This window comes from Streptomyces sp. NPDC029014 (assembly GCF_055564695.1).
Window position 1 is genome coordinate 1 of record NZ_JBVHVT010000096.1, and the last position, 13,546, is coordinate 13,546.

The 13,546-nt window shown below is 74.4% G+C and carries 14 protein-coding genes and 1 tRNA gene; 6 read left to right on the forward strand and 9 right to left on the reverse strand.

All coding sequences use genetic code 11. The features are described from left to right. Positions 1 to 135 precede the first annotated feature (135 nt). The 3 genes from ACZ4VL_RS34740 to ACZ4VL_RS34750 all read right to left on the reverse strand — a co-directional run bounded on the left by ACZ4VL_RS34740 (position 136) and on the right by ACZ4VL_RS34750 (position 2,649). On the reverse strand, positions 136 to 924 hold the full coding sequence (locus ACZ4VL_RS34740; protein ID WP_468208236.1) for a nucleotidyltransferase family protein: 789 nt from the start codon (positions 922 to 924) through the stop codon (positions 136 to 138). A 40-nt stretch (positions 925 to 964) separates the two neighbouring features. After that, entirely contained in the window at positions 965 to 1,378 is a 414-nt protein-coding gene (locus ACZ4VL_RS34745; protein ID WP_361094925.1) for a hypothetical protein, read from the reverse strand. 182 nt (positions 1,379 to 1,560) lie between these two features. Next, positions 1,561 to 2,649, reverse strand: coding sequence for an ABC transporter ATP-binding protein (locus ACZ4VL_RS34750; protein WP_468208239.1), 1,089 nt, complete (start codon positions 2,647 to 2,649; stop codon positions 1,561 to 1,563). A gap of 270 nt (positions 2,650 to 2,919) precedes the next feature. On the opposite strand from ACZ4VL_RS34750, the gene ACZ4VL_RS34755 reads away from it, so the two are divergent. Continuing rightward, positions 2,920 to 2,993 (forward strand) — tRNA-Thr (locus ACZ4VL_RS34755). A gap of 106 nt (positions 2,994 to 3,099) precedes the next feature. Here ACZ4VL_RS34755 and ACZ4VL_RS34760 read toward each other — a convergent pair. Then, positions 3,100 to 4,482: an NAD(P)/FAD-dependent oxidoreductase gene (locus ACZ4VL_RS34760; protein WP_468208241.1), complete on the reverse strand. Its 1,383-nt coding sequence runs from the start codon at positions 4,480 to 4,482 to the stop codon at positions 3,100 to 3,102. A gap of 149 nt (positions 4,483 to 4,631) precedes the next feature. Between ACZ4VL_RS34760 and ACZ4VL_RS34765 the strand changes: the two genes are divergently transcribed. Next, entirely contained in the window at positions 4,632 to 5,540 is a 909-nt protein-coding gene (locus ACZ4VL_RS34765) for an aminoglycoside phosphotransferase family protein (RefSeq protein ID WP_468208243.1), read from the forward strand. A gap of 9 nt (positions 5,541 to 5,549) precedes the next feature. Continuing rightward, complete coding sequence (locus ACZ4VL_RS34770; RefSeq protein ID WP_468208246.1) at positions 5,550 to 6,023, forward strand: GNAT family N-acetyltransferase; 474 nt, start codon at positions 5,550 to 5,552, stop codon at positions 6,021 to 6,023. An 81-nt stretch (positions 6,024 to 6,104) separates the two neighbouring features. On the opposite strand, the gene ACZ4VL_RS34775 is transcribed toward ACZ4VL_RS34770, so the two are convergent. Next, a complete protein-coding gene (locus ACZ4VL_RS34775; protein WP_468208298.1) occupies positions 6,105 to 7,109 on the reverse strand; it encodes a zinc-binding dehydrogenase in 1,005 nt (334 codons plus the stop codon). A 139-nt stretch (positions 7,110 to 7,248) separates the two neighbouring features. Here ACZ4VL_RS34775 and ACZ4VL_RS34780 point away from each other — a divergent pair, with 139 nt between their 5' ends. After that, positions 7,249 to 7,956, forward strand: a complete 708-nt coding sequence (locus ACZ4VL_RS34780; protein ID WP_468208247.1) for a pentapeptide repeat-containing protein — start codon at positions 7,249 to 7,251, stop codon at positions 7,954 to 7,956. 41 nt (positions 7,957 to 7,997) lie between these two features. Here the strand turns inward: ACZ4VL_RS34780 and ACZ4VL_RS34785 are convergent, their stop codons facing one another. The 4 genes from ACZ4VL_RS34785 to ACZ4VL_RS34800 form a co-directional block, all read right to left on the reverse strand. Beyond that, a complete protein-coding gene (locus ACZ4VL_RS34785) occupies positions 7,998 to 8,501 on the reverse strand; it encodes a hypothetical protein (protein ID WP_468208250.1) in 504 nt (167 codons plus the stop codon). Positions 8,502 to 8,631: 130 nt separating this feature from the next. Further along, positions 8,632 to 9,159 (reverse strand): hypothetical protein, encoded by a 528-nt coding sequence (locus ACZ4VL_RS34790; protein WP_468208253.1) that lies wholly within the window; start codon positions 9,157 to 9,159, stop codon positions 8,632 to 8,634. A gap of 117 nt (positions 9,160 to 9,276) precedes the next feature. Further along, positions 9,277 to 9,912, reverse strand: coding sequence for a response regulator (locus tag ACZ4VL_RS34795; RefSeq protein WP_468208254.1), 636 nt, complete (start codon positions 9,910 to 9,912; stop codon positions 9,277 to 9,279). Beyond that, entirely contained in the window at positions 9,909 to 11,048 is a 1,140-nt protein-coding gene (locus ACZ4VL_RS34800) for a sensor histidine kinase (RefSeq protein ID WP_468208301.1), read from the reverse strand. Before ACZ4VL_RS34800 ends, ACZ4VL_RS34795 begins: the two co-directional genes overlap by 4 nt. Positions 11,049 to 11,394: 346 nt before the next feature. Here ACZ4VL_RS34800 and ACZ4VL_RS34805 point away from each other — a divergent pair, with 346 nt between their 5' ends. Both ACZ4VL_RS34805 and ACZ4VL_RS34810 read left to right on the forward strand, forming a co-directional pair. After that, positions 11,395 to 11,952 (forward strand): GlcG/HbpS family heme-binding protein, encoded by a 558-nt coding sequence (locus ACZ4VL_RS34805; RefSeq protein WP_468208257.1) that lies wholly within the window; start codon positions 11,395 to 11,397, stop codon positions 11,950 to 11,952. A 209-nt stretch (positions 11,953 to 12,161) separates the two neighbouring features. Next, positions 12,162 to 13,538, forward strand: coding sequence for a M1 family metallopeptidase (locus ACZ4VL_RS34810; RefSeq protein WP_468208259.1), 1,377 nt, complete (start codon positions 12,162 to 12,164; stop codon positions 13,536 to 13,538). Positions 13,539 to 13,546: the final 8 nt, after the last annotated feature.

Sequence of the window (13,546 nt, forward strand, 5' to 3'; positions counted from 1 at the left end):
CTCCCCTCCCCCCCCCCCCCCCCCCCCCCCCCCCCCCCCCCCCCCCCCCCCCCCCCCCCCCCCCCCCCCCCCCCCCCCCCCCCCCCGGGCCTTTCCCTTCCCGTTCCTCTTTTCGTCCGGAAGTCCGTGGAGCCGTCAGGAGGCCCTCTGCGCCGCCAGTTCGCGCGCCGCCTCGGTCAGGTCCTTCGCCGTGTCGATCGCCCGCCAGTACGCGCCCTGCGGGATCGGGAAACCGGCCAGCCGCCGCTCCCGCGCCAGCCGGGGGAAGGTGGTGCGCTCGTGGTCGCCCAAATCCGGGAGCAAAGCGGTGAATTCGGGCGAGAAGACGTACACGCCGGCATTGATGAGGTACGGCGACGGCGGCGCCTCGATGAAGTCCAGCACCTGCCCGAACTCGTTGGTCTCCACCGCGCCCCACGGGATGCGCGGCCGGGCCAGCGCAAGCGTCGCGGTCGCCGCCCGCTCGGTGTGGAACGCGGCCATCTCCCGCAGCGAGAACCGGGTCCAGATGTCGCCGTTCGTCGCGTACCACGGCCGCTCCGCGTGCGGCAGGTGCCGCGCGGCGTACTTCAGCCCGCCGCCGCGCCCGAGCGGCTCCTCCTCCACCACCGTGGTCACGCGCAGCGGGAGGTCCGCCCCGGCCAGCCACTCCTGGAGCACCTCGGCGAGGTGCCCGCAGGAGACGACGGCGTCCGTGACCCCCTCGGCGGCGAGCCAGTTCAGCTGGTGCCCGATGATCGGGACCCCGGTCCCCGGGATCTCGACCATCGGCTTGGGCCGGTCGTCCGTGTACGGCCGCAGCCGCGACCCCTGGCCGCCCGCCAGGACCACCGCCTGGGTGGGTGCCTGGGTGAGGGCGGCCGGGACCGCGGCCGCGAAGTCGGTGCTGTACGGGGAAGGGGGTGCGGGGGGTGCGTCGGTCATGGGCGCCAGCGTAGGGCCCGCCCCGCCGCCGGCCCGGGTGTCAGCCCATGGAGGCGACGCCGGACGCGTACGAGGTGTCGCAGACCGGACGGGAGAAGGACTGGGCCTTCGTCGGGCCGTACGCCTCGACGGCGGCCCGCCCGAGGGCCCGCGCGATGCCCACGCAGTGGTCGGCGAGCGAGGGCCGCCGGTCCACCTCCTGCTGGAGGTGCGTCAGGACGTCACCCGGCATCTCGCCCTGCTGGAGCTCGGAGAGGAGCTTGTCGCGCAGCAGGTCCTGTGGCGCGCGCGGCTTCGCGGGGACGGAGACGTCCTCGGCGGAGGCGGTCAGGATCCGGGACGACGAGTTGTCCGCCCACGGGACCATCGTGACCGCGAGGGTCCCGGACAGGACCAGGACGACGGGCAGGACCAGGGCGAGGGATCGGCCGATACGGCGGGCAGTGTGGGTCACGAGGGCGAGAGTAGCGCTCGGTGAAGATCGGACGACAGTTAGTCACCCGGTCGGGGGATGGTTCGACGTGGGTTTTCGAATAGCCGGTTGACGGGCACGGCGAACGGGCCCGGACGCCCGCAGGGGCGCTCCCGTGGGAGCGCCCCTGCCGGTCGTCCGTTCCGTACCCGCTGAAGCCGGTGTCAGCCGGAGAGGCGCTCGCCGGAGGACGTCGAGAAGACGTGGATCTCGTCGGGGCGCGGCACCACGTGCAGGGTGGCGCCCTTCTCGGGCACCTGGCGGCCGCCGACGCGGACGACGATGTCCTGGCCGCCGTCGGCCTGGGCGGTGCGGCCGTAGACGTACCCGTCGGCGCCGAGCTCCTCGACGACGTTGACCGTGATGGTCAGGCCGCCCTCGGTGCCGACGTCGAAGTGCTCGGGGCGCACGCCGACGGTGACGGTGCGGTCGCCCGCGTCCGCGGCGGCGGCGATCGCCTCGCGCGAGACGGGGACGACGCTGTCGCCGAACTTCACGCCGCCGTCGGTGATCGGGACCTCCACCAGGTTCATGGCGGGCGAGCCGATGAAGCCGGCGACGAACAGGTTCGCCGGGCGGTCGTACATGTTGCGCGGGGTGTCGACCTGCTGGAGGAGGCCGTCCTTCAGGACGGCCACCCGGTCGCCCATCGTCATGGCCTCGACCTGGTCGTGGGTGACGTAGACGGTGGTGATGCCGAGGTCGCGCTGGAGCGCCGCGATCTGCGTACGGGTGGAGACGCGGAGCTTGGCGTCGAGGTTCGACAGCGGCTCGTCCATCAGGAAGACCTGCGGCTTGCGGACGATGGCGCGGCCCATGGCGACGCGCTGCCGCTGGCCGCCGGAGAGGGCCTTGGGCTTGCGGTCCAGGTACTGGGTGAGGTCGAGCATCTTCGCCGCGTCCTCGACCTTGCGGCGGATGGTCGCCTTGTCCTCGCCGGCGATCTTCAGGGCGAAGCCCATGTTGTCGGCGACGGTCATGTGCGGGTAGAGCGCGTAGTTCTGGAACACCATCGCGATGTCCCGGTCCTTCGGCGGCAGGTGCGTGACGTCGCGGTCGCCGATGCGGATGGCGCCGCCGTTGACGTCCTCCAGGCCGGCGAGCATGCGCAGGGAGGTGGACTTGCCGCAGCCGGAGGGGCCGACGAGGACGAGGAACTCGCCGTCCTCGATCTGCAGGTCGAGGGCGTCGACGGCGGGCTTGTCGGCGCCGGGGTAGAGGCGGGTAGCCGCGTCGAAGGTGACAGAAGCCATGGGGATGCATCCCTTCTACCGGCAGGAACGTGCCGGACGATCCGAGTGGAAGGAAGTGTTGGTCCGGTCCAGGGTCTGGACTTCCGCCCGACGGTACCCGGCGGTGGGCGTTCTGTCAGCACCCGGCCGGGGGTGACGTACGGCGCGCCCACGGGCGGCGGGAGCCCCTTGCCGGGAGGGCGGTGCGCGGATGCGGGCCGGAAATGCCCTTCGCGAGCGGGCCCGTCGGCTGTGTAAAGTGAAGGCGATTCTGTGCGCGCAGCGTCACATGCCTCCTTAGCTCAGCTGGCCAGAGCACCGCTCTTGTAAAGCGTAGGTCGTCGGTTCGAATCCGACAGGGGGCTCCGTTCCAGGTCGAAGGTATTTCCGGCCCAGGAATTCGCGCAGGAGCGGAAGGCCCCGGAGTGATACTCCGGGGCCTTCCGCGTATGCGCGGGTGCGGCGCCGGGTTCAGTGGCGGCCCGAGATCCGGTCGGCCAGGCGGGCCAGCGGGGCCGTGGCCGGGGTGTGGGTGGCGGCCTCGTGGCGGTCGGCCTCGCGGTACGCGGCGTACAGGGCCTGGACGCCGAGCCAGCGGAAGGGCTCCGGTTCCCAGCGGCGCACGCGGTGGTTCACCCAGGGCAGGGCGGTCAGCTCGGTCGGGTCCCCCAGGACCAGGTCGCGCAGGGTGCGGCCGGCGAGGTTGGAGGTGGCCACGCCGGAGCCGACGTAACCGCCCGCCCAGCCGAGGCCCGTGGCGCGGTCGAGGGTGACGGTGGCGCACCAGTCGCGGGGCACGCCGAGCACGCCGGACCAGGCGTGGGTGATCTCGACCCCGGTGAGGGCGGGGAAGAAGGACTCCAACAGCCGGGTCAGCGAGGCGACGGTCGCCGGCTGGGTGGTGCCGTCGGTGTCCGTGCGGGAGCCGAAGCGGTACGGGACGCCGCGGCCGCCGATCGCGATGCGGCCGTCCGCGGTGCGCTGCGCGTACATGTAGGCGTGCGCCATGTCCCCGAGGGTCTCCGCCCCGGTCCAGCCCAGCCGGTCCCAGACGGTCTCGGACAGCGGGGCCGTCACGACCATCGACGAGTTCATGGGCAGCCAGGAGCGCTTCTGACCCTTGAGGGAGGCGGTGAAGCCCTCGGTGCAGCGCAGGACGTACGGGGCGCGGACGGTGCCGTACGGGGTGGTGGCGCGGCGCGGGGTGATCTCGGTGACCGGTGTCGACTCGTGGATGGTGACGCCGAGCCGCTCGCAGGCTTCCGCGAGTCCTGAGACCAGCTTGAGGGGGTGGATGCGGGCGCCGTGCGGGGTCCAGGTGGCACCGACGGCGTCGGCGATGTCGATGCGGGCGCGGGTGGCGGTGGCGTCGAGGAGCTCGCGGTCGGTCTCGCCGAAGGCGAGTTCGGCCTCGTGGAAGGCTTTGAGGCGGCCGAGCTGGGCGGGGGTGCGGGCGACCTCCAGGACGCCGCCGCGGTGGACGTCGGCGTCGATGCCCTCCTTCGCGGCCACGTCGATGACCTCGGTGACGGTGGCGTTCATCGCCTGCTGGAGCCGCTGGGCGGCGGGCCGGCCGTGCAGGCGGGCGTACCGGTCGCGGCCGGCGATGCCGTTGTAGAGCCAGCCGCCGTTGCGGCCGGAGGCGCCGTAGCCGCAGAACTTCTGCTCCAGGACGGTGACGCGCAGGTCGGGTGCGGAGGTCTTGAGGTAGTACGCGGTCCACAGGCCGGAGTAGCCGCCGCCGACGATGACGACGTCGGCGGTGGCGTCGCCGGTGAGGGGGGCGCGGGGCGGTGCGGCGCCGCCGGTGGCGTCGGTCGCGTACCAGAAGGAGATGCCGCCGTTGATCGTCATGGGGGAGTTGGTACACCGGGGCAGGAGGGGTGTCCAGAGGGCCGGATGTCGCGTTCCGGCCCTCGGGACCAGGCCTTTTGCCGGATGCGGGGGCGGGCTCCCCCGTGCGGGGGAGGTGGTGGCGGGGCCGTGCGGTCTACGGTCGGGGTGTGGTGGAGATTCCGGAGGGGCTGGTCGAGGCGCAGCTCCTGTTCAACGGGGAGGCGGGGCGGGAGTTCCTCGCGGGGTTGCCGGCGCGGACGGAGCGGTTCCTCCAGGAGTGGGGGCTGCGGCCGGTGGGGCCGGCGATGCACGGGATGACGGCGCTGGTGGTGCCGGTACGGCGGTCGGACGGGGCGGAGGCGGTGCTGAAGCTGCTGCTGCCGGACGAGGAGAGCGCGGGGGAGCCGGTCGCGCTGCGCGCGTGGGCGGGGCGCGGCTGCGTACGGCTGTTGGAACACGATCCGGGGACGGGCACCCTGTTGCTGGAGCGGCTCGACGAGCGGCGGCCGCTGTCGGGGCTGGCGGAGCGGGATCCGCGGCAGGCGGTGCGTGTGGTGGGGGAGTTGCTGGCGCGGCTGACGGCGGTGCGGGCGCCGGCCGGGGTGCGGGGCCTGGGCCAGGTGGCGGCCGGGATGTTGGAGTGGGCGCCGGAGGCGCTGGCGGGGATCCCGGACGCGCGGGAGCGGGGGCTGTTGGCCGACTGTGCGGCGGCGTTGGCGGAGGTGGCGGGGGAGCCCGGGGACCGGCTGCTGCACTGGGACCTGCACTACGACAACGTGCTGGCGGGCGGGCGGGAGCCGTGGCTGGCGATCGATCCGAAGCCGCTCGCGGGTGATCCGGGATTCGAGCTGCTGCCGGCGATCCGGAACAACTTCCGGGCGGACCAGGTGCGGTGGCGGTTCGACCTGCTGACGGAGGTGCTCGGGCTGGCGGGGCAGCGGGACCGGGCGGGGGCGTGGACGCTGGGGCGGGTGCTGCAGAACTGCCTGTGGGACGTGGAGGACGCGCGGGGCGGTGCGCCGGAGCTGGAGGCGGAGCAACTGCTCGTTGCGGAGGTGCTGTTGGGGCGGGCTTAGGCTGCGGGCATGATCCGTAGCGCTGTCGCCGGGGACGTCCCGGCCATCCATGCCATGATCCGCGAGCTCGCGGAGTACGAGAGGGTGCCGCACGAGGCGCGGGCCACCGAGGAGCAGGTGCGGGAGGCGCTGTTCGGGGAGCGGCCGGCGGCCTTCGCGCACGTCGCGCAGGCTCCTGACGGCGAGCCGGTGGGGTTCGCGATCTGGTTCCTGAACTTCTCGACGTGGCGCGGCGTGCACGGCATCTACCTGGAGGACCTGTACGTGCGGCCCGGCGCCCGCGGCGGCGGGTACGGCAGGGAGCTGCTGGCCGCGCTGGCCCGGATCTGCGTGGAGCGGGGGTACGAGCGGCTGGAGTGGTCGGTGCTGGACTGGAACGAGCCGGCGATCGGCTTCTACGAGGCCCTGGGCGCGCGGCCGCAGGACGGGTGGACGGTGTACCGGCTGACGGACGGAGCCCTGCGCGGGCTGGGCACGGCCTGATGCCCTGACGGCCGACCCGGCCGGGGGCGCGCCGGGTCGGGCCGGCGGGCGCGGCCGGGTCGGCCGGTGGCCTGCGCCCGCTCAGGGTTCGAGGACGACCTTGCCGGTGGTGCCGCGGGTCTCCAGGGCGCGGTGGGCGGCCGCGGCTTCGGCGAGGGGGAAGCGCTGGACGGCGGGCCGGAGACGGCCCGCGGCGGCTTCGGCGAGGGCCCGGGTTTCCAGGACCCGGATCGGATCGTCGCCCCCGGTGCGCCGGAGCATGGCGGGGCCGAGGGCGTGGTGGGTGGTGATGCCGCGGGCGTCGAGGTCGGCGCGGTCGGCTTCGCCGAGTGCGAGGGGCCCGCCGGACCAGCCGAAGACCAGGTGGAGGGCGCCGGGGGCGAGCAGCGTGAGGGCGGCGCGGGCGGCGTCGCCGCCGACGGAGTCGAACAGGACGGTGGCGCCGGGCCGGCCCAGGGCGTCGAGGCGGGCGCGTACGGCGGCGGGCCAGTCGGGGTCGGTGTAGTCGACGGCGAGGTCGGCGCCGTTGGCGGCGGCCAGGGCGGTCTTGGCGGGGCCGCCGGCGAGGGCGATGACGGTGGCGCCGGCGTTCTTGGCGTACTGGACGAGCAGGGTGCCGATGCCGCCGGCGGCGGCGGGGACGAGCGCGACGGAGTCCGGTCCGAGGTCGGCGAACTGCAGGACGCCCAGGGTGGTGCGGCCGGTGCCGATCATGGCGACGGCGCCGGCCGGGTCGAGGCCCCGCGGGACGGGGTGCAGGCGGTCCGCGTCGGCGACGGCGTACTCGGCGTACCCGCCGGGGGCGAAGCCGAGGTGGACGACGACGCGGCGGCCGAGCCAGGCGGGGTCGGTGCCGGGGCCGAGGGCCTCGACGGTGCCGGCGACCTCGCGGCCGGGGATGGTCGGCAGTTCGGGGAGCGCCGGTGCCGGGCCCTGCTCGCCCTCGCGCAGGGCGGTGTCGAGGAGGTGGACGCCCGCGGCGGCGACGGCGATGCGGACCTGGCCGGGGCCGGGCACGGGCGTGTCGGTGCGCTCGGGGGTGAGGTGGTCGGCGGGGCCGAAGGCGTGCAGGCGGACGGCGCGCATGGTGGGACCGGCGGGGGCGGGGCGGTGGGTGTCCATGCGGGCCAGCCTGATCCCTCGACCTTGCTTGAGGTCAAGAGGCGGGCGGGAGGGGCGGGCGACGGGGCCGGGCGGTGTCGGTCCCGCACGGCAGGATGGGGGCATGGCGCGGAACGGACAGCAGCAGAACGGACAGCAGGCCTCGGGCAGGGCGCAGCAGGTCAAGGCGGCGCGGCGGCCGCAGGTGGGGCTGCCGCCGGACCTGGACCCCTGGCCGGGCGGTGGGTTGGAACCCGACGGGGACTACGACGGGCTGGAGCTCGCGGACCTGAACCTGTCGGGGCAGGAGGGCGTCGGGGCGCGGTTCATGGACTGTGCGGTACGGCGCTGCACGCTGGACGAGGCGCGGCTGGCCAACGCGCGGATCCTGGACTCGCTGCTGGAGGGGGTCCGCGGCGTCGGCACGGACCTGGCCGGGGCCTCGCTGCGGGACGTGGAGCTGGTCGACGCCCGGCTGGGCGGCACGGCCCTGCACGGGGCGGTGCTGGAGCGGGTCGAGTTCCGCGGCGGCAAGATCGACTACCTGAACCTGCGGCAGGCGCGGCTGCGGGACGTGGTCTTCGAGGAATGCGTGCTGGTGGAGCCGGACTTCGCGGGGGCGGTGCTGGAGCGGGTCGAGTTCCGCGGGTGCGTGCTGCGGGGCGCGGACGTCACCGGGGCCCGTATGACGGACGTGGACCTGCGGGGCGTGGCCGAGCTGGACTTCGCCCGCGGGGTGGAGGCCCTGGCCGGCGCGGCGGTCACACCGGCCCAGCTGCTGTCGCTGGCCCCGGCCCTGGCGGCGCACCTGGGCCTGCGCGTGGTCTCCTGACCGCGCGAGGCCCGGGCGGCTACGGCCGCTGCCGGCTGCGGCTAGGCCGGGACGCGGGGGAAGCGGGCCTGGAGGGTCCAGACGGCCGGGTTGTCGCCGAGGCCCTCGTGCATGTCGATGAGGTCCGCGATCAGGTCGTGCAGGAAGTCGCGGGCCTCGCGGCGCAGCATCGTGTGGCTGAAGGTCAGCGGGGCTTCCTCCGCGGGCATCCAGTCGGCCTCGATGTCGACCCAGCCGAAGCGGCGCTCGAAGAGCATGCGGTCGGTGGACTCGGTGAAGTCGAGCTCGGCGTACTGCCGGTCGGCGGAGCGGCTGCCGCGCGGGTCCCGGTCGAGCTGCTCGACGATGTCGCAGAGCGCCCAGGCGAAGTCCAGGACGGGCACCCATCCCCAGGCTGTGGACACTTCCCGGTCCGCATCGGTGTCGGCGAGGTAGACGTCCCCGCAGAACAGGTCGTGGCGCAGGGAGTGGACGTCCGCCGTCCGGTAGTCGGTCTGCGGGGGGTCGGGGAAGCGTCGGGAGAGGGAGTAGCCGATGTCGAGCACCCCCCGATGGTCCCACGCCCGCCCCGCCATACCGCCCCCGCCCCTGCCGGCCCCGCCCGGGGCGGGACCGGACCGGCCGTGACCGGACCAGCCGTGACCGGACCGGCATCGGGCGGGACCCGGGACCGGGTCACGGCTGCGACTTCGACCCGAGCGCGCCCGGGGTCTTCGGGATCCAGGGGGAGACGGCAGTGGCTTCCGCGGGATCCGGCTCGCCCATGCTCACCCGCCAGACGTCCTTGCCCTCCGCCCATGCCGGCAGGACGTGGAGCTGTTTGATCTGGTCGGTGTCGTGCAGGTAGAGCACGACCGTCTGCCGGTACGAACCGTCGTCGTAGAAATCCGCGGTGACCTTCCCGCCGGCGCCCTTGCGGAACGCGGTGATCCAGTTCTCGGCGGTCTTCCGGGCAGCGCCGTTGTCCTGACCGTTGCTCGCGAGGGACGCCAGCCCTCCGGCGTCCCCGTCGGCGATCCGCCACACCACCTCCTGCGTGATCCCCAGTGATCCGGTGGACGGGTACCCGACGACGGCGAGCGGCGGATGGCCGCTGTAGTCCTGGACGTACTTCATCTCCACGGCGTCGCCGTCCGCCGAGCAGGCGGTCAGCGCGCCGACCGTGAGGACGCAGGCGAGCGCGGCGCGCAGGGCTATGGGCATGAGGGCATCGGTCTTTCGACGGGTATCGGGCGGTCCCGACGCGGAGAGCTGCAATGTAACGCCCTGACCAGGAAGTTCGACTCCGCCCCCCGCCCCGCCCCGCCCCCGCTTCGCGGTCTACGGCAGGAGGCGTTGTTCCTTGGCGACCGAGACGGCGCCCGCGCGGGTGTCGACGCCGAGCTTGTCGTAGATGCGGCCCAGGTGCGTCTTGACCGTGGCCTCGCTGATGAACAGGGCGCGGGCGATCTCCCGGTTGCCGAGGCCGCGGGCCAACTGGCCCAGGATGTCCAGCTCCCGGTCGGTCAGGGTGGGCCGGGAGCCCCGCATGCGGGCCATCACCCGGCTGGCCACCGGCGGCGACAGCGTGGTGCGCCCGGCCGCGGCCGCGTGGATCGCGGCGAAGAGCTCCTCCGGCCGCTCCGCCTTGAGGAGGTAGCCGGTGGCGCCCGCTCCGATGGCGCGGGTGATGTCGGCGTCGGTGTCGTACGTGGTGAGGACGAGGACGTGCGGCGGTCGGGCCGAGGCGGCGGTGATCCGGCGGGTGGCCTCGACGCCGTCGATCCCCTCGCCCAGCTGGAGGTCCATCAGGACCACGTCGGGCCGGAGCCGGGCGGCCAGCGCGACGGCCTCCTCCCCGCTGCCCGCCTCGCCGATCACCTCGATGTCGGGGGCGCTGCCGAGCAGGGCCAGCAGCCCGGCCCGGACCACCGCGTGGTCGTCGCAGAGCAGGAGCGTCGTCGGCGTGGTGGTCATGGCTGGTGCTCCAGGGGGATGGCCGCGGACAGGACGGTGCCCTCGCCCTCGGCGGATTCGATCGTGAGCGTGCCGCCGAGCTGGCCGACCCGGGCGCGCATCGCGGGGAGTCCGTGGCCGCGGTCCTCGCCGCTCGCGCGGGGCGGCCGGGTCCCGTCGAAGCCGGCGCCGTCGTCCGCGACGTCCAGGACGACCTGGTCGCCGAGGAAGCTGAGGGTCAGGGCCGCGGTCCGCGCGCCCGCGTGTTCCCGTACGTTCGCCAGGGCCCCCTGGGCGACCCGCAGCAGCGCCGACTGGACCCGGTCGGGCAGCGGCGCGGGCGTGCCCTCCAGGTGGAAGCGGACCTCGATGTCCGGGCCGGCGTCGAGGGCGCGCAGCGCGTCCGCGAGGCCGGCGCCGCCCGCGAGCTCGGGCGGGGCGAGGTCGTGGACGAGCCGGCGGGCCTCGGCCAGGCCGCGTGCGGCGATGCCGGTGGCGGTACGGACGTGCGCGCGGGCCGTGGCCGGGCTGTCGTCCCAGACCCGGTCGGCGGCCTGCAGCAGCATCTGCTGGCTGGACAGGTGCTGGGCGAGGGTGTCGTGGATCTCCATGGAGAGCCGCTGCCGTTCGGCGAGGGTGCCCTCGCGGCGTTCGGTGGCGGCCAGCTCCCGCCGGGTGCGGATCAGGTCGTCGATCAGCTCCCGCTGCGCCTGGGCCTGGCGTTCCATGTGGACGAAGACGGCGGTGGACAGGGCGGCGATGGCCGGCGGGGCGAGCAGCAGGTTCGGGTCGAACTCGCGGGACAGCTTGAGCTGGGCCGCGACGACGAACACGGTCAGCAGGGCGACCAGGACGATCGCCGCGCGCGGCGGCAGCGTGCGCAGGGCCGTGTAGAAGAGCGGAACGGCGCACCAGGCGAAGCTGGGGGCGAGGACGACCAGCACCACCCACACGCCGACGACCAGCCCGAGCCAGGCCAGCCGGCGGGCGGTGGGCGCGGCGCCGAGGGCCGGGCCGAGCACGTACAGCAGGGCGAGCGCGGTGCCGAGGGCGATGATCCACGGGGTGTCGGGGGAGCCGGGGTGGCGGAGCAGGTAGCGGGCCACGGAGGCGGCCAGGAGCAGGAAGAACGCGGTGTGCATGACCGCCGCCAGCATCCGGGTGTCCCCCTTGCGCGACGGCGCTCGGCTCAGGTGGCTCACGGCGGGCTCCCGGTGCGGATCGTTCGTTCGGCTCCATCGTGCCCGGTCGCGGGGGATGGCGCCGACCAGCCAAGCCGTATCCGCGGCCGGTGCGCATCAACCGATCGGACGACCCCGGGGTCGACCGGAGCGGCAGCCGTCGCGAGCCGGTACGGGGACGGGTGGGCGGGGGGCGCGGCCGCAGGCTGGAAGCACCACGCCGGGGCCGTTGGAAAACGGGCCGGCGAACGATCCGGTGCACGGCGGACGGCAGACGGCCGACGACCACCGGCTCCCAGCCCGACGTCCAAGGAGCAGCAGCATGAAGACCCGCACCCGCGTTCTCACCGGTACCGCCCTCGCCGCCGCGCTCGGCGCCGGCACCTTCGGGGCGGTCAGCGCGAACGCCGCGCAGGCCGAGGTGCAGGCCGCGCCGGCCGCCGCGACCGCGAAGAAGGAGGTGGGCGAGAAGAACTTCACCACCTCGACCCACCTGACCGTCGACGCCGCCACCCGCGCCGCCCAGGGTGCGCTGGAGGCCGCCCGCAAGGAGAACCAGAAGGTGTCGGTCGCGGTCGTGGACCGCAACGGCAACACCGTCGTCACCCTCCGCGGCGACGGCGCCGGCCCGCAGTCCTACGAGTCGGCGCAGCGCAAGGCCTTCACCGCCGTGTCCTGGAACGCGCCGACCTCGGTGCTCGTGGGCCGCCTCGCCCAGGCGCCGAACCTGAAGGACATCCCCGGCACCCTGTTCCTCGGCGGCGGTGTCCCGGTCCAGGCGGGCGGCGCCCCGGTGGCGGGCATCGGCGTGGCCGGCGCCCCGAGCGGCGACCTCGACGAGAAGTTCGCCAAGGCCGGCGTCGAGGCCCTGGAGAAGTAGTCCGGACGGAGAAGGTCCGGACGGAGAAGTGGTCCGGACGGACCGGGGCGGGCGGGGCCCGCACCACAGTTCCAATCGGGCTGTAGTGTGACGAGATGCCCCATAGCATCGGCTGCGTGGAAACCGGCGCGGTCCCGCACCCTTCCGGTCGGGCGAGGCGCCCCCGCCTCCCCCGCCTCCCCCGTGCCGTCCGCCTCGGAGCCCCTGCCGTGGCCGCCCTGCTCGCGCTCACCACGGCGTGCACGGGCAGCACGGTGCAGGGGCGGCCGGGTGCCTCGGGCCTGCGCGACCCGTACTTCCCGAAGGCGGGCAACGGCGGCTACGAGGTCGACCACTACGGGCTGGACCTGGCGTACGACCCCGCGAAGGGGCTGCTGCAGGGCAAGGCCGTGATCACGGCCCGGGCCGAGCAGGGGCTCAGCTCGTTCAACCTCGACCTGAGCGGCCTGAAGGTCGAGGGCGTCACGGTGCAGGGCGCCGGTGCCCGGTTCAACCGCACCGGCAACGAGCTGACCGTGCGCCCGGCCAAGGACCTGCGGAGCGGGGAGGTCTTCCGCACGGAGGTCCGGTACAGCGGCAGGCCCAAGGCCCTCTCCGATCCGGACGGCTCGGCGGAGGGCTGGATCCCCGTCGCGGACGGGGCCTTCGCGGTCGGCGAGCCGGTCGGGTCCATGACCTGGTTCCCCGGTAACCACCACCCCAGCGACAAGGCCGCCTACGACATCACCCTCACCGTCCCGAAGGGCTACGAGGCGGTGTCCAACGGGCTGCTCGGCTCGCGCACCGACACCGGCGACGGCCGGACCGCGTTCGCCTGGCACAGCGCCGACCCGGTCGCGAGCTACCTGGTCACGGCGGCCGTCGGGAAGTTCAGGGTGACGACCGGTCGGACCCCGTCCGGCCTGCCGCTGTACACGGCCGTGTCCCCCGGGGAGCCGGAGGGCGGCGGGCCCGCGCTCGCGCGGCTGCCGGAGATGGTGGAGTGGGCCGCGGGGCGGTTCGGCCCGTACCCGTTCGCGGCCGCGGGCGCGATCGTCGCACCGTCCGAGACCCTGTCGTACGCGTTGGAGACGCAGACCCGGCCGGTCTTCTCCGGCGCCCCCGACGAGGAGCTGGTCCTGCACGAGCTGGCGCACCAGTGGTTCGGGAACTCGGTGTCGCCGAAGTCCTGGAAGGACATGTGGCTCAACGAGGGCTTCGCCACGTACGCGGAGTGGCTGTGGTCCGAGGACCACGGCGGCCCGTCCGTCCAGCGCCGCTTCGACGCCTTCGTGGCCGGCGACGAAGGCGTCGACCCCGCCGCCGACTCCGACTGGGACGAGTTCCCGCCGGCCGCGCCGCCCGGCCCGGGGGACATCTCCTCGGGCCCGGTGTACTACCGGGGCGCGATGGTGCTGCACCGGATCCGGCAGGAGGTCGGCGACGAGAAGTTCTTCGCGCTGCTGCGCGGCTGGGTCGCCGACCACCGGCACGGCAACGCGAGCACGGCAGACTTCACCGCCTACGCGGAGCGGAAGACCGGCACGGACCTGTCGCAGGTCTGGGACGCCTGGCTGTACGGCAGGAAAGCCCTGCCCAGGCCCTGACCGGCGCC